Source organism: Paenibacillus glycanilyticus NBRC 16618, assembly GCF_004000805.1.
Classification (GTDB): domain Bacteria; phylum Bacillota; class Bacilli; order Paenibacillales; family Paenibacillaceae; genus Pristimantibacillus; species Pristimantibacillus glycanilyticus.
Window position 1 is genome coordinate 70,444 of the sequence record NZ_BILY01000017.1, and the last position, 14,657, is coordinate 85,100.

At 44.0% G+C, this 14,657-nt stretch carries 16 protein-coding genes and 1 pseudogene; 4 read left to right on the forward strand and 13 right to left on the reverse strand.

Features of this window, described 5'->3' with window-relative positions:
* Positions 1-42 precede the first annotated feature (42 nt).
* Positions 43-1,071: a GerAB/ArcD/ProY family transporter gene (locus PGL01S_RS15430; protein ID WP_164775487.1), complete on the forward strand. Its 1,029-nt coding sequence runs from the start codon at positions 43-45 to the stop codon at positions 1,069-1,071.
* A gap of 86 nt (positions 1,072-1,157) precedes the next feature.
* Positions 1,158-2,153 carry a Ger(x)C family spore germination protein gene (locus PGL01S_RS15435; RefSeq protein ID WP_244935601.1) on the forward strand — a complete coding sequence of 332 codons (996 nt, stop codon included), beginning with the start codon at positions 1,158-1,160 and terminating at the stop codon, positions 2,151-2,153.
* Between the two features lie 408 nt (positions 2,154-2,561).
* Here the strand turns inward: PGL01S_RS15435 and PGL01S_RS15445 are convergent, their stop codons facing one another.
* The 13 genes and pseudogenes from PGL01S_RS15445 to PGL01S_RS15500 all read right to left on the reverse strand — a co-directional run bounded on the left by PGL01S_RS15445 (position 2,562) and on the right by PGL01S_RS15500 (position 13,036).
* A complete protein-coding gene (locus PGL01S_RS15445) occupies positions 2,562-3,017 on the reverse strand; it encodes a hypothetical protein (protein WP_127495506.1) in 456 nt (151 codons plus the stop codon).
* 144 nt (positions 3,018-3,161) lie between these two features.
* Complete coding sequence (locus tag PGL01S_RS15450) at positions 3,162-4,007, reverse strand: ornithine carbamoyltransferase (protein ID WP_127495507.1); 846 nt, start codon at positions 4,005-4,007, stop codon at positions 3,162-3,164.
* A 176-nt stretch (positions 4,008-4,183) separates the two neighbouring features.
* Positions 4,184-4,783: a YdhK family protein gene (locus tag PGL01S_RS15455; protein WP_127495508.1), complete on the reverse strand. Its 600-nt coding sequence runs from the start codon at positions 4,781-4,783 to the stop codon at positions 4,184-4,186.
* Between the two features lie 98 nt (positions 4,784-4,881).
* Entirely contained in the window at positions 4,882-5,964 is a 1,083-nt protein-coding gene (locus tag PGL01S_RS15460; RefSeq protein WP_127495509.1) for a sensor histidine kinase, read from the reverse strand.
* Positions 5,957-6,652 (reverse strand): response regulator transcription factor, encoded by a 696-nt coding sequence (locus PGL01S_RS15465; RefSeq protein ID WP_127495510.1) that lies wholly within the window; start codon positions 6,650-6,652, stop codon positions 5,957-5,959. The genes PGL01S_RS15460 and PGL01S_RS15465 overlap by 8 nt, the downstream gene beginning before the upstream one ends.
* A gap of 374 nt (positions 6,653-7,026) precedes the next feature.
* Positions 7,027-7,167: a hypothetical protein gene (locus PGL01S_RS30850; protein WP_164775488.1), complete on the reverse strand. Its 141-nt coding sequence runs from the start codon at positions 7,165-7,167 to the stop codon at positions 7,027-7,029.
* Between the two features lie 78 nt (positions 7,168-7,245).
* Positions 7,246-7,701, reverse strand: a complete 456-nt coding sequence (locus tag PGL01S_RS15470) for a hypothetical protein (protein ID WP_127495511.1) — start codon at positions 7,699-7,701, stop codon at positions 7,246-7,248.
* Positions 7,702-7,703: 2 nt separating this feature from the next.
* On the reverse strand, positions 7,704-8,486 hold the full coding sequence (locus tag PGL01S_RS15475; protein WP_127495512.1) for a hypothetical protein: 783 nt from the start codon (positions 8,484-8,486) through the stop codon (positions 7,704-7,706).
* A 169-nt stretch (positions 8,487-8,655) separates the two neighbouring features.
* Entirely contained in the window at positions 8,656-9,810 is a 1,155-nt protein-coding gene (locus tag PGL01S_RS15480; protein WP_127495513.1) for a serine hydrolase domain-containing protein, read from the reverse strand.
* Positions 9,811-9,878: 68 nt separating this feature from the next.
* Positions 9,879-10,520 (reverse strand): annotated as a pseudogene (locus PGL01S_RS15485) (pentapeptide repeat-containing protein); the annotation flags it as partial.
* 138 nt (positions 10,521-10,658) lie between these two features.
* Entirely contained in the window at positions 10,659-11,324 is a 666-nt protein-coding gene (locus PGL01S_RS15490; RefSeq protein ID WP_127495515.1) for a TetR/AcrR family transcriptional regulator, read from the reverse strand.
* A gap of 224 nt (positions 11,325-11,548) precedes the next feature.
* On the reverse strand, positions 11,549-11,995 hold the full coding sequence (locus PGL01S_RS15495; RefSeq protein ID WP_116394357.1) for a hypothetical protein: 447 nt from the start codon (positions 11,993-11,995) through the stop codon (positions 11,549-11,551).
* Positions 11,996-11,998: 3 nt separating this feature from the next.
* Complete coding sequence (locus PGL01S_RS15500) at positions 11,999-13,036, reverse strand: DUF3231 family protein (RefSeq protein ID WP_127495516.1); 1,038 nt, start codon at positions 13,034-13,036, stop codon at positions 11,999-12,001.
* A 190-nt stretch (positions 13,037-13,226) separates the two neighbouring features.
* Between PGL01S_RS15500 and PGL01S_RS15505 the strand changes: the two genes are divergently transcribed.
* Positions 13,227-14,069 carry a sialate O-acetylesterase gene (locus PGL01S_RS15505; protein WP_127495517.1) on the forward strand — a complete coding sequence of 281 codons (843 nt, stop codon included), beginning with the start codon at positions 13,227-13,229 and terminating at the stop codon, positions 14,067-14,069.
* On the forward strand, positions 14,066-14,599 hold the full coding sequence (locus PGL01S_RS15510; protein WP_116394354.1) for a PadR family transcriptional regulator: 534 nt from the start codon (positions 14,066-14,068) through the stop codon (positions 14,597-14,599). Before PGL01S_RS15505 ends, PGL01S_RS15510 begins: the two co-directional genes overlap by 4 nt.
* Positions 14,600-14,657: the final 58 nt, after the last annotated feature.

The following is a 14,657-nucleotide window of genomic DNA, read 5'->3' on the forward strand; positions in this document are numbered from 1 at the left end:
TACGCGCTCTTCCTCACCAATAGGATTCAAATGCTTTATTACATGATTATCATGCCCTCAGCCATCGTGCAACCTTATATGTTATTGGCGATTGTAGCAATGGGCATAGCCTCCCAATTTTGCCTATATATGCTGTCCAAGTGGTTCGCAACTCCCTACTCTACCCAAGGGTACAAGGGTTTTGAAGAATTATTTGGAAAAACAGGAATTAAAATATTAGCTTTGACAGGCTTGCCGTTCCTTCTGTTCAAGATCTCTTTCATTTCAATCAGTTATGCCGCTATCATGCAGCAATTTGTTTTTCCCACTATGGACCGAGAATGGCACATTGTGTTTCCTTTTATCTTATGCTGCTATTTGGCGCTGTTTGGAATGGAAAACATGATACGGTTCGTAACGGTCGTGTTCATTGTAACGATTGGGATCTTTTTTATGTATATTCCGTTTTTTTTGGTGCAATCAAATTCGATTCACGATCTATACCCTCTCATTCCCATTGGCCCAGAGCCGTTTGCATGGAAATCCCTACTGCTCGTTTTTTCGTCGTTTTCTGGACCGGAATTTTTAATTGCTATTTCATACTGGCTGAATCCGCAACAGAAAATGCTGAAATATTTGACGATTGCTAATACCATCTCGGTCGTCGAGTATCTCTTTATTTCCATTGCGGCCTTGCTCTTCTACGGTTCCAAATACTTGCCAACCATCAAATACCCGAACTTGGAGATGGGACGTTACCTGCAATCACCTTTATTAGAAAGGGTGGATATTATCCTGATCTCAGCATATATGTTCAGCATCCTTTACTCGCTCGCCTTGTTCGTGCTGATGGTATACGGCGCTTCCAGCTTGTTAGGCAAGACGAAGACAGGCACTAGTCGTGTTGGGCTGGTCGTCAGCTGCTTTATGGCGATGGCCTGCACTCTGCTGATCAGTAAATGGTTTTGGGAGCCTGGAATCGAACAGGCCTTTTGGCTTGACCTGCAGATGTGGTCAGGATCCACCACTTATTTATTATCACCTCTCCTCATCTGGATCGCGATCAAGCGGAAAGCCAGGACAACGTCATGAAACGCTTTATACAAGCAACGCTTGTGCTGCTATCGTCTTGTTTGTTAATACTCGAGTCCGGATGCGTCCTCTTACCGGAAAACAATATGATTGAAGAAATCACGCCGATTATTTTCTGGTCTGTGCAGGAAGCAGAAGACGGAAAGATAACAATTAGCACGCTCGTCCCTCCTCTTATCAAGGAGAAAAAACGAGTGCTTAACCTTAAGGTGTCTCTTATAAACGAAGGCAACAAAGGGTTTAATTTGAACTATCATAACGAACTGAAAGCCGGCCAAATCCGCTTGCTGTTGGTGGACGAAGCTTATGCGAAACGGGGACTAACCCGTCTTATCAATACGGTTCTGACCGATCCGAACATTTCGCAACGGTTGTATTTAGTCGTCACGAAAGGCGATTTTAATGAATTTCTCGCCAAACACTTGGATGAAACAGACAATATCGATTATTACATCTATCGTATGTTCAAACATTACGAGAAGAAAAAACAAGGCGAAATTACTGTCGTCAATTTGCACCAGTTTATGAAAATGTTGTACTCTCAGGTTTCCGATCCACAGCTACCAGTATTTCGCGCGGCAGGCGACCAGTTTCTGTATGAAGGCACAGCATTTTTCGACCAGGACACTATGGTTGCGGAGATACGTGGAAAGGACGATCAAATCAACCAATTGTTGTATAGAGACAGATTCGTACGATATTTAGTTCTTCCTGAGCTCTCGGTTACATTAGGGCATATTCGCGCGCATACCCGTAAGAAACTAACCCCGGATTTATCATCCCTGTCCATCGAAATCGACGTGAAGGGAAGAATTAATGAATTGGATTCGCTCGCAAGAATAGAGGATAACTACCAATTTGCCGCGCTCTCACAAAAAATCGAACGGTACTTGGAGGAGAATGTTATTAGCTTGCTATCCCAAATGCAAAAATTACAGATTGACCCCCTTCAAATCGGGGCGTTGACTGCTAAACCGTTCTCCAGACCAATAACGAGAGATACATGGGATCGGCATTGGTCTACTATGAAGATTAATGTAAAAGTGCGGTTACATTTAGAGCCTCTGACGAAAGTGAAATAGGAAGTCAGGATAACACCAAGTATTTTCTTTACAAAACGAACCTCACCTCTTTACTACCACATATTGGAACTACCCTGTCCATTACGTCAACAAAAGCTGCAGTGGATCTTCCGATCTCTGCAGCTTTTGCTTGACACTCTCACTCGAGATGCCGTTGGACTAACATGCGTTAGTCTCAATGGATAAGTGGTATTAGATGAAGAATCATTTATTCTTGAATATACCGTCGATGTACTCTCTCCAGTAATCCACAATCCAGTCGTTATACTTTAAATATAGAGTCTTTAAGCTTCCAATAGAAACGGCATGTGCGATGCACCCTCTATTGAGGAAATTTATGAACTTTCCTTATTTAGGTATTCGTGAAGTGAATTAAACTATCATGCTAGATATTTTGAGCTGCAAAACCTACTTTAAACTCATCATTGCTTCATCGCTAAGTCCGATGTCCTGCTCAAATAAAGCTCTAAAACCCTTTCCTTTCGGCTCCATAGCCCAATATATTTTTTCGTTCATAGTCACTCCCTGACACCCAGTTGCACTTACTACCGCTTTAGAGACTAGCTTAGATTCAAGTGTAAACGTTAGTTCATATTGAACTCCATTGTCAGCAGGGCAACTGATTGTCCCTTGCGGAAAAGAAGGTAGGCTTAATATCTTTTCGTACAACTTCTTAACTACTTTTTTGTCATCTATGTTCTTAGATAAATGTACATCAGATTGATGCAATGGGTCTAAACGTTCCACACTAAGATTGTCAGGCTGATCAAGTTTGCCGGGTTGTTTATTAGTCGATGATTCCTTACACGAAGTCAAAACGATTATTAAACAACATGCGAGAATTACTTTTAAGAACTGATTCAAACCTCATCCTCCCATCATCGCTAACTAATAATTAGACTGTATTTATGCTTGGATTGTTGCGTTATCCTGCCCGTTACTTTAATGAAAACGGCAGCTGACCATTATGTCAGCTGCCGTCGTGTTGTCTTGAGCTATCGTTCTCTGTTAGGTTAATAAGCATTGCATAATAACCGCTTGTTGTACGAAAAGTAAATCCTTTTTGAATGTATGACCAACGAAGTATTCTGAGGATATGGCTTCCTCGCTTACTTCCTCCTCCCGAAAAAAAGGCGGACACGGATTCAACATCGCTCCATTTGGAGCCAGTTTCATTCTCTCGAGAGTGATCTGGTACTTTGCTATGTACTGTTCATTTCGAAGTTCATCAGGTAATGAATCCGTTAAAACAACATCGCTAAACCTAATGACTTCGTTGAGGTCAGTATAAAACTTATAATTTTTTGAATCGCATCTCATTTCGTGGCCCTTCAAAAAAACGTGATTAAATTTTAAATCCATCACTTCTGCTGCGGTTAACCATGACCTGCAAATATTTCCACCAGGTCCGACAAAAGTGTATGTGAGATTCTGAAATTGTTCCCTTCTTTTATGTATAGCGTATAAGTCAGATAAGATCTCACATGGATGATTAACAGCCGTCATTGCATTAATTACAGGGATATTGGAGTGGCGAGCTAATTCAGTTATTTTCAAAAAATCAGCATGCCTTACAATCACCCCGTGAGCCCAATTTTCGATGTATTTAATCACATCTTTTAATTGCTCCTTTTTGTCCAAGGCCTCTGGCGGGAATATTATGCATTCTCCTCCCAGATCTTTTATTCCTCTCTCAAAAGAGATTCTTGTCCTTAGGCTTGATTCAGGGAAGAATAAGATAAATGTTTTTCCTATCAAAAAATTTTTATGCATGCCCGTTTTTAGTTCATCTGTTAAGCGGAAGATGTTAAAGATGTCACCGTACGACAATCCATTAATGTCTAGTAGGTTCATTCAATCACCCAATCGCATATAAATTCACTACATAGTATATTTATACAATACTGGGGTTGCATTGTCTAACATTAGTCATTGGAACTATCCTGGAATAGCGTAACAAAAAAGCAGCCTATATCGGCTGCTTCAAACGATTCTTTGGTTAATTCTGCTGCAATTAACTTAGCGTATAATTAGTGGTTCATACCCTGCTTGCCATCCGTATTATTCTCGCTATTACCGCTAGTTGACTTTGATTCTGCAGGCGACAACTCGCTTTCGGTTACCCACATATGATTTTTCACCGGTGCTCCGCCATTTGTTGGGGTGTAATCAACCATGTATACAGTCGTTTGCTCAGCAGACACAATCTCAGCTGTTGCCCCCATCATGCCAGGCATATGATCAGCATTCAGTACGACTTGAGCGCCCGGTTGCAGTTCTTTTTCCCCGGCGTCTTTCATTTCTTGTTGAATGACCCATTTATGGCCGCTTACTTTTTGCCCGCCGTTTGTAGGTGTGTAATCCACTACATAAGCTGTTGTCTTATAAGCTCCAACAATCGTTGCAACCGCACCTTTCATCCCAGGCATATGCCCCTCTTGTATAACAGCTTGACTTCCAGGCTTATAGGTAGGGTTTGGCTCCTCTTTTAAGCCTGCGGGTATTTCACCCGAACCGGAATGGCTCATGGCGGAATGTTCCATATTGGAATTCTCCGCGTTGTTGCCACAGGCGCTTAATCCTGCAATCATTACAATAGCAGCAATGATCAAAATCCATGATTTTTTCATTGACCTAACCTCCAAGTGATTTTTTAATCCAATCTTCGTTGTCCTATCACAAGTATAAACAATACTTGTGAAGATCTTATGTAGAGTACAAAATGAGACTAATGAAAGTCGGATTTCTGTGGAAACCGGATCGTAATGACGGCTCCATCCTGATTCTCCGCCCATACTTGTCCCCCGTGAGCAGTGACTAATTTCTTAACGATCGATAATCCCAAACCGCTGCCACCCGTTCTTCGGTTTCGCGATTTATCAGAACGATAAAATCGTTCAAATAGATAAGGAATATCCTCTTTTTCAATACCGCTGCCTGTGTCGTGTACGCGGATTAACACATCATGCCCTTCTTCAACGGCTTCCACATGCACTTGTCCGTTAGGTGGAGTAAATTTTAGCGCATTGCTAAGCAGATTGACCAATATTTGAGTTACTCGGCTGTGATCGGCAAATATTCGGATATGCGGGCTGCAGCGAAACGTAAGCTTCACCTCTTTTTCAAGATAAGCAGCGGAAACAATAGCTACTACCTGTTGGATTAAGGCAGACAGTAATTCTTGTTTTCGCACCAATTGAAACACCGGTGAGTCCATATGTGTCAAGTCCTCCAGTTCGGCCACCATTTTTGTAAGCCGCTCGATCTCTTCATAGCAAGCATGGATACGCTCGGGTGTCGGCTCCCATATCCCGTCTTCAAAAGCTCTCATATGACTTTTTAGCGTGGCTAGCGGAGTTCTTAGTTCATGAGCTATATCTTCAGTCATAATAACCCGGAGCTGCTCTTGTTTATGAAGCTGCGCGGCTAGTTCGTTAAGCGACAACGCAAGTTCAGCGAGTTCATCCTCCCCGTTGACAGTTATCCGCTTATCAAGCTGCCCATTAGCCATGCTTTCCGCTATCTTTTTCATATTTACAAGCGGCTTCGATATTCGTTTTGCGAAATAAAACCCGATTAAGGCTGCAAGAACGATTGAACCGGCAAATGTCCATATGATCGATTGGATAAGAGCTTGCTCCAAGTGGTAATCCAATCCGGACACATCATGGTTCATGCTCTCTGCTTGGTCATGGTACATCGAAATATGGTAGTGGGTAGCCAGTAAAACGCTTAACGTCGAGATCAGTAAAATGCACGCAGCGGTACCAATAATAATGAATGCTAGTCGGTTATGCAGCCGTTTATTCATGTTGCGCACCTGCAAAACGATAGCCAGACCCGTAAACCGTAACGATATACCGGGGATTTCTAGGATCCGGCTCAATCTTGTGACGGATATTCTTGACATGCTGGTCAATAGTGCGGATATCGCCTTCGAAGGTATAACCTAGTACTTTATCAATTAATTCATCACGAGTAAAATGCCGCTGGGGATATTTGGCCAAAGCAAGCAGCAGCTTATATTCATTAGGCGTTAGATTAACGGGTTCCCCATGGCAGGAGACCGTTTGTTGCAGGGAATCGATTTCTAAATGGCCATTGTTAAAGGATAAGCGGTCGGCAAGCAGCTGACTATCATCCGTCCGCCGCAAGATTGCCCTGACCCTAGCTACAACCTCGCGCGGATCAAACGGTTTGGTCAAATAATCATCAGCGCCAACGGACAACCCCCTGATCCGGTTGTTTTCAGATACCTTTGCGGTAAGCATAAGAATAGGCAAGGAGTTCATTTTTCTGATTTTCAGGCAGACCTGTTCCCCATCCATATCCGGAAGCATGAGATCCAGTATAACCAGATGGACAGATGAGCGTTGCAATACCTGCAAAGCTTCATTCCCAGAGGCAGCTTCTACGGTCAGAAAACCCTCCTTTTTCAGATAAGATACAACAACGTCCCGAATTTTGCTTTCATCATCCACTACCAAAATGGTTTTCAATCTTATTTGCTCCTAGTCATGCCAAGTTAATTTGTATAGTTCCCCTTTTGATACCCTTTCGACGAATTTTGAAAACTTTTCTTTCTTTTTACCCCGTTCTTGAAAAACCTTAATGAGGCGGGTAACTAGGGGGATGACTTTCATCTGAACTATACAATACCCCCCTAGGGTATGTCAATGAGGCGATTTTATTTCAGTAAAAAATAGGCTTATTGTATAAACTATCCTGGCCAAGCGCTTAACAAAAAACGCAGCCGAGCGTATACGCCCGGCTGCTGCCATGCTGTTGAACTATCGTTCCGGCAGGGGATCTCTGATCTTCTGCCGGCTTGTTATTGAAATTTTATATTCTTCTGGTTTCTGAAGTTCGTATATCAAACCTTTTTCTTTTTTAATTTCGGCGGTAAGAAGCCGGCTTTTTTATTAACTTGAACATCAAAATATTCCAGCTCATTATAAGAACTATCTATTCTTTCGCCGAAATATTTTATTTTCTTTAATTTCCTTTTCATCATAAAGCCTCCCGAAAAATAATATTACACTTTATGACTAAAAAAATAATCGGACTGTGCATTAGTCTAATTAGCCAATAGTTACGTTATAGCCAAGCCTAGAGCTCTATGATCCCATAGTATATCCTCCACAACGGATACCTGATTCGCCTCACACGTCACAATGAGTATGATATCGCCTTTTTTCCCTTTTCTAATTTGAAGCTGATTTTTGTTCCGCTTCGAAAGGTAAAGAAACCAATTCAGGGCAACTCCTATAAGAAAGCCTATAACTGAACCAGCAATTCCCCAAATAATTGGTCCCCCTTGCCATACGAACCCTTTACTTGTACCAATGGTTCCAAACATAAAGGCAAATATCATACCTTTATCGATAAAGGAAATCCCATCTGCCCGGTGAATGCTGTCCAGAAGCCTCGGTTCTTTTTTACGCAAATCAAGCGGTACAGCGTAAATAGCTGTTATCCCCTTTTCCTCAAGTTCAGAAATGGCTATTTCAACAAAGGTTGAATGCTCGAATGTGGCCAAGACCTGCATCGTTACTTCTCTCCAATTGTGATGAGATGCCCTGCTGGCTGGTAATTTTCCAAAAGAAATTGTTTTTGAGCATCATCAAACAGTTTATTATTTTCTACGGTGTTCGTATAGGCATCATATAGGGTAAAGAAATAAAAAGAAGGGAAATACAATAACCATTGTTTATCGAGAACCGACGAGGAGCCTCTCACATCACCTAAAATTAGATCGTGAATGGCTAGCATTATGTTGGAATACCATGCGATAAAAATCGTACTGACCAAAATAAATGTGGCTAAAACAATGCGATGTAAGTACAGTTGACCAAGGCTGGGGATTCCCATGGACCAAACAAGAGCTACCCATGGTTTGCGTTTATCGAGATAATTAATCTCCAGTGCTCCGATGCTAAACTCATTAAAGCGGCCCTTTTCTCTCTTCGCCAGAAGATAGACTTTGTTCAAATCAACAGCCGTTCGATAACTATCATAAATCGCGAATATGTAAACAGGAATATAAAGCAACAAAAATTTAGGTTCCAATACCTCTCTAGCTGATTGGAATTGACCGTTAAATGTATGAACGATAGCTAAATTCAAATGTATTTTCTGATTAATAAAAAACTCCCATAAAATTAGCGCATATCCGCGTAAATATTTATTTAAGAGCATATGTCCAAAACCGGGAAAAGCCATTGACCAACAAGCTATACTGATCGGATTACGCTTATGTAATTGTGTTGTTCCCAATATGCTGGCGTGTGCAATGTACCGCCTGTTGCGATACTTATCCCTGAAATTTTCCACAATTAGTCCTCCCCCTAACTTTACCAACAAGATTATATTGCCTTCCAATTAGAGGGAATATACATTTAGCTATTCTCTTGTCTGCACTTGCGAATAATGGTATCCTGCCCAATCGCTTAATAAAAACAAAGAGCGGACTGCCGTGGCAATCTGCTCTTTGTTAATTCAACTAAATTTCTCCGTCAGCCGACTCGGCATGCCCGCCGCCGAACACCTCCTCGACGAGCCTCTGCATTACCTTCTGGAACGCCACTGCCAGGGACATTGCTGCGTCGTCCACATAGTTAATGGAGGCGGTCAAGGTCTTCCTGCCGTCAGGCGTGCTGTACATCAGTGCCGCGTAGCCCGAAATGCCGCCGTTGTGGGTGATGATGGTACCGTCGCCGTTCGATCCAGCGTTCTGCACGAACACCCCCAAGCCATAGCCGACTTTGGGATGCGGCTTGATCATCTCGGCCAGCAGCGGGGCCGGGAGGAGCTTGCCGCCCATCAGCGCGGAGATTAAAGTGTGGAGATCCTGGGTGGTCGAGATCATGTCACCGCCGGTGGAAATCCAGGAGGGGTTCTGGCTGGTGATGTCAACCGTCTTCTGCTCGCCGGCGTCCTCGTATCGATAGTAGGCGTGGGCATGCGGTTCGGGGATCTCCGGCTGAGTATCTGGTACCCGTGTGCCCGACAGCCCAAGCGGCCCCAAAATTAGCCGCTGCATCTCCTCGGCGAGCGAGCAGCCGGTGACCTTCTCAATTAGCAGCCTGGCCAGCACGTAGTTGGTGTTGGAATAGCTCCAGTCCGTTCCCGGATCGAATCGTAACGGCCTGGACAATGCCAACCGTACCAGCTCCTCCGGCCGATAGGTCTTGAATCGGTTGTCTACCCACTCCCGGCCCTGCCAGGGGATCCCCGGCACGACCGATCCGTCTTCATAGTACTCGCCGGTGAAGTTGAACACCCCGCTGGTGTGTTGCAGCAACATCCGCACCGTGATCCGCCGGTCCAGCCCGAACTCGGGCAGATAGTCTACCACCGGATCGTCCAGCCCGATCCTGCCCTCGGCGACCAATTGCAGCACCACGGTCGCGGTGAAGGTCTTGGTGTTGCTGCCTATCCGGAAGTGTCCATTTGTAGGCGGCTTCGCGGTCTCGCCCAACCTGCTAACCCCGGCGCTGCCGACCCACTCACCCTTCTCATCGTGCACGCGCAGCTGTACCCCGAGAAAACCGAAATCGACTATCTCCTCGATGGCCTTCTGCAGCTCCGGGCGATCCTGGTCATTAGTGAATGTTCTTGCCTTCCTATTTTCTGACGAACTTGTGATCTTTTCCATTTCGTATCCCTCGCTTTATTTATTTGTTTTAAACTATCCTCTATCAAAGAATCCGCTTTTGTTTCTCTTTAAACGACTGTAACCTTAGACAAATTGGCATCCATGCCTTTGAGAGCAGCAAAGGTCAATTTATCCATCGTTGCACCGTCAAAGCAGATGGTTTTGATCATACGGTAGTACTTTTTAGTCAAAGTAAAGCCCGGATGGAAAGAAACATTTTTAAAGGTAGCGCCCTTGAACGAAACGTCGGTTAACGCGGTTTTCTCGAACTTGACGCCAACAAACGTCTGTCCGTCCAAACATTTTCCGCTCAAATCCGCGTCCTTGAAGTCCACTCCGTCAAATAAGCAATCTTCAAAAATCGTTTTTCTAAGATCGGTTCTCGCTAACGTGACATCCGTCATTCTCACTCCTCGGAATTTGGCTCCATCCAGCACGGAGCTGGTGAAATTAGTTCGTACAAGGATCGTCTTATTGAAGCTCGTATTTGTCAGGTCAAGCGCGGTAAGTTTGCAATCCGTCAGATCCGCGCCGTCAAAATCGCTTCCGCGCATCTCGCTGCTCTTGAATGTGCTGCCAGTCAAATTGGCGCCAGAAAAGTCGGAACCGGAAATCGCACTGCCTTTAAACTGTCCTTTAGGGGCCGTAACGCCCGCAAAATCGCTTTTTACCAGGTTGCTTCCGTTAAAGTTGGTCACTACATTCCGTTCTTTCACTGTCGATTTTTGATTCATATCATTCACATCTCCTTAGAATAGTTTTTTAGTTTTGAACTCAGGTCAGTTATACATACCAACCGATGGTATGTATAACTGTAAAAATAAAGCTGCCCTTAGGCAGTTTACTTCTTACTTCTCTGTGCTGACTTCTCTAGCTGAAATACGGAACAGTTCCTCGTATCTTTGAAGCATTTGCTCATCAAACAGGTCAAGTCCCAGGCCTTTCAAGATTTCATCGAATAGCTTTACCTTGTTTAACATCATCTCGGGGGAAGCCGGGATAACCGACGGGTTAAGCCATAGATTGGTGAGAACAAGCAACACTTCGCTAAGCTCCCTCGGATACTCGGTTCGGATCGAGCCGTCTCGCACCCCTTGTTCGATGATGGGCTGGATATAGACGGGTATCGCTTTTTCAATCATGTGCTCGATCTGGGCTGCCAGCAGCTTCGGATTGCGCAAAAGGTTTGGTGCCACAGCTGCCATTTCGCTCTGAGCGGGATTGCTGAGCGAGACGCTGGAAATCTTGCGAAGCTTCTCCAGACCATTTAACTCCTTGTCGTCCCGGACCCCGGACAACATCTCGTCAACATCTTTGTACAGATGATTGATTACGGCCTGCATGATCTCTTCCTTCGACTTGAAGTGATGATAGATGGCCCCTTTTGTCAGCCCCCCCAGTCCGTTGATGATATCCTGAATCGAGGTTTGCTCGTATCCTTTTTCAATAAAGAGATCAAGCGCCACGGTTAGGATTTGGTTGGTCGTTTCCTCCGGATATTTATTTCTTGCCATTTGCTCTCTCCTTACATACATTCGGTTGGTATGTAAACAATATATGCCACTTCCCTTTAAATGTCAACACCCTGAAACAAAAAAAGTAACTGGACACAATGTGCCGACTGCAGCCGCAAACTGCCTTTATTACAACAAAAGCTGCAGCGGTTCCTTTGATCCGCTGCAGCTTTGCCCTCTGCATCGACAGGTTTTTAGTTTTCCATTTGAGTTACTCGGTGCGTTTATGTGTCTTTTACACGGTTCCGAAAAAAAGATTGAAGGCCTATTCCGACAATAACACCAGCACCGATACCTAATAACCCAAGCCAGACCGCTCCCAAAAAATCCTTTGAATAAACAACACCAATCGTCCCAAAGAAGGCACCGAAAGCAAAAGGGAGTGAAGCATTCACTTTTAGCTCCTCACCTGCATCCTTGTAGGCGTCCCAAATTCCGAACATATAGACACAAGGGTAGAACATTAGCCATTCCATATTTGTTTGCTCGATTAGCGGGAGATCCCCATGAAAGCTCGTGATAATAACCCAATTCAAATGAGACTTCAAGTTAATAAGAAATTCCAAAGTGATCAACAGGATTCCCTTTATATATTTACCGTTAAGGAGCTGACCGAATCCTGGCAAAGCGACACTCCACAATAACGCCTCGGTGCGGGACGCTTTGGCCATTTCCTACCCCTTTGCTAGCGCATTACGATCCGCCGCTTGCGGGGGCTGTTCCATCCAGCCCAAATCGATCATGGTGTTGGCTCCATCCTCAACGTAATTTCCTACTTCGACGATGAATCTTGCGAATGTAGCCGCCACGTCATGTCTTGCGCTAAAGGCCAACGCATTGCCATAGGTTCGGACCCGCATGGCGAACATGTCCATTTTGTGGGTAAGCATTATTTTATCCGAAAATGGCGATACGGTTGAATCGGTTACGAGATGATTCAAGAGCGGATGAGTCGGCAAATCGTCTTTGTGCAGCAGTCTCGACAAAATATCGTACTGCTTCAGTGCGATTTCCTTCCCTCTCTTAAAGTAATTCCTAATTTGCTCCCGCTCCGCCGCTTGGCAGAAGCCAACCAATACGGCGCAGCTTGTAGCGTTATTTTGAATGTTATCGTAAATATGAGTGATTTCCAGCGATTGAAGCGGACGCACATCACCAAAGAAACCGTCCAAATACCGCTGTTTTTTGACGAAATCGATTCTGTCCGGAACGGGAATGTAAGGCGGTTTGACCAAAAGTCCTTTTGCATCCAGCAAATCGTTTACGTCATTGATTAATTTAATTGTTGATACGAGGCAATCGGTAAAAAATTCACGGACATCCGGCCGGCTCATTAAAGGTACAGCGATTCCGTAAATACTGATCCCCGCTTTGCTTGTATACTTTAAGTAATGCAAATAAAATTCATCGGCATACAACCGGGGAGCTTCTACATTTACGTCTTCTTCCGTATAGCCGATCGGTACCGGATGACCCTCTTGGGTGAAAATATTATCTACCGTTCTCGTGAATCGGTCGGCTAACTGAAGTGCTTCATTCAGAACATCTCGAATATTTGCATCGTCCACATTTTGTAGAAAATAGCGCAGCACGCACCGTGCCATACTGTTTCCCATATAAGTTATCCATAGTTTTATGATTTCAGCTGACGTTAATTTATTAGACATATCTCCTTCTGTTTGGCTCTTGTTTTCGTCTTGTAGTTTTTGCATGGGCCACCTCTTATGTATTTAAATTGTAACAACATCTTTTTTTGTAGGTAACCACGTTATTATTTGATTTTGAGCCACAATAAATACTTAGACAATGCAAACATCGTCCAATTGACCATAGTCTAATCAGACTATATAATATTTTTAGTCTAATTAGACTATAACAGTGGTGCAAAGGAGTAAAGATTATATGATAAAGTCATTTCTAATGTTGGGCCAGTCTAATATGGCGGGCCGTGGATTTTTACATGAAGTCGATCCTATCTATCATGAAAAGATAAAAATGCTGCGCAATGGACAGTGGCAGATCATGACGGAGCCGATTAATTACGACCGTCCGGTTTCCGGTGTAAGTCTGGCGGCGTCTTTTGCCGATGCCTGGTCAAAAGCCAATCCCGATGAAGAAATTGGTTTGATTCCTTGTGCGGAAGGCGGCAGTTCCTTGAATGACTGGCATCCGGAAGGCATCCTTTTCCAACATGCTTTGTCGGAAGCCCGCTTCGCCCTGCGTTCCAGTCAAATCTGCGGAATCCTTTGGCACCAGGGTGAGAGCGACAGCTATCGTTCGCTGCATGAAACTTATTACGAGAAATTAACCCTTATCATCGAGACCCTAAGAAATGAATTGAATCTTGATGAAGTGCCTTTGATCATTGGCGGACTTGGTGATTTCCTTGGGAAGACTGGTTTTGGACAGCACGCAACAGAGTATCGGCAGATCAATGAACAATTGCAAAACTTCGCTAACGAACAGCAAAATTGTTATTTTGTAACAGCGGCAGATTTGACCGCAAATCCTGATGGCATTCATTTAGACGCGGTTTCGCAACGCAAATTCGGCTACCGCTATTTCGAGGCTTTTTCGAAAAAATGTCATGTCATGGAACCCATCCCGGGAGAGGAGCAGTCATTGAAAGTGAAGCGCGACTATTCGAAAACAGAGCAGATTTACATTCATAGCATGGATTTGGCTTTGGGTAAAATGACGTACGCGGAATTCGAGGCGCAGATGGTGAAGGTGATGCAGCCTTGATCCCCTTACTCATCCTTGGCTTGCTCATCCAAAACCCCGGCGCTCACGGCTATGAACTACTGGCCTTAATGGAAAAACGCCATTACAAATACATTGTAAACTTCACGAAAGGCTCGTTTTATTACAATCTGCAGCAGCTTGAAGAGAAAGGTTGGATTGAACAGATTCAGCAGAATCCTTCAACCAGTGGGCGCGAAATTCGGAACTTTAAAATCACCAGATCGGGAATGGTTGAATTTGAAAAATTAATGGTCAAATACGGCACCAAATCTGAATATGTGAACCTGCAATTTTATGGGGCGCTGCTCTTTGCCGATGAATACGACAAAAACAAATTACTGGAACTGATCCAATCGCAAATAGATCAGACTAAAACCCGAATCGCCCTCCTTGATGAATACCTGTCCAACACACAAGAGCTTCCCGGCACAATCGATTACTACCGCCGCATGAACGAAAATTCCCGTTCCCATCACCTGGTTAACTTAGAATGGTTTGAACAATTGAAAGCAGAAATGTCTCCTTTTTAACAATAAGAAAACCGCCTTTTTGCAAAGGCGGTTTTCTTATTGCGTTAATTCCTCAGCT

Coding starts and splice junctions, on each gene's coding strand:
- PGL01S_RS15430 (WP_164775487.1), top strand. CDS start 43: ATGATTATCATGCCCTCAGCCATCGTGCAACCTTATATGTTATTGGCG.
- PGL01S_RS15435 (WP_244935601.1), top strand. CDS start 1,158: ATGATTGAAGAAATCACGCCGATTATTTTCTGGTCTGTGCAGGAAGCA.
- PGL01S_RS15450 (WP_127495507.1), bottom strand. CDS start 4,007: ATGAACCTACTAGACATTAATGGATTGTCGTACGGTGACATCTTTAAC.
- PGL01S_RS15455 (WP_127495508.1), bottom strand. CDS start 4,783: ATGAAAAAATCATGGATTTTGATCATTGCTGCTATTGTAATGATTGCA.
- PGL01S_RS15460 (WP_127495509.1), bottom strand. CDS start 5,964: ATGAATAAACGGCTGCATAACCGACTAGCATTCATTATTATTGGTACC.
- PGL01S_RS30850 (WP_164775488.1), bottom strand. CDS start 7,167: ATGATGAAAAGGAAATTAAAGAAAATAAAATATTTCGGCGAAAGAATA.
- PGL01S_RS15470 (WP_127495511.1), bottom strand. CDS start 7,701: ATGCAGGTCTTGGCCACATTCGAGCATTCAACCTTTGTTGAAATAGCC.
- PGL01S_RS15480 (WP_127495513.1), bottom strand. CDS start 9,810: ATGGAAAAGATCACAAGTTCGTCAGAAAATAGGAAGGCAAGAACATTC.
- PGL01S_RS15490 (WP_127495515.1), bottom strand. CDS start 11,324: ATGGCAAGAAATAAATATCCGGAGGAAACGACCAACCAAATCCTAACC.
- PGL01S_RS15495 (WP_116394357.1), bottom strand. CDS start 11,995: ATGGCCAAAGCGTCCCGCACCGAGGCGTTATTGTGGAGTGTCGCTTTG.
- PGL01S_RS15500 (WP_127495516.1), bottom strand. CDS start 13,036: ATGCAAAAACTACAAGACGAAAACAAGAGCCAAACAGAAGGAGATATG.
- PGL01S_RS15505 (WP_127495517.1), top strand. CDS start 13,227: ATGATAAAGTCATTTCTAATGTTGGGCCAGTCTAATATGGCGGGCCGT.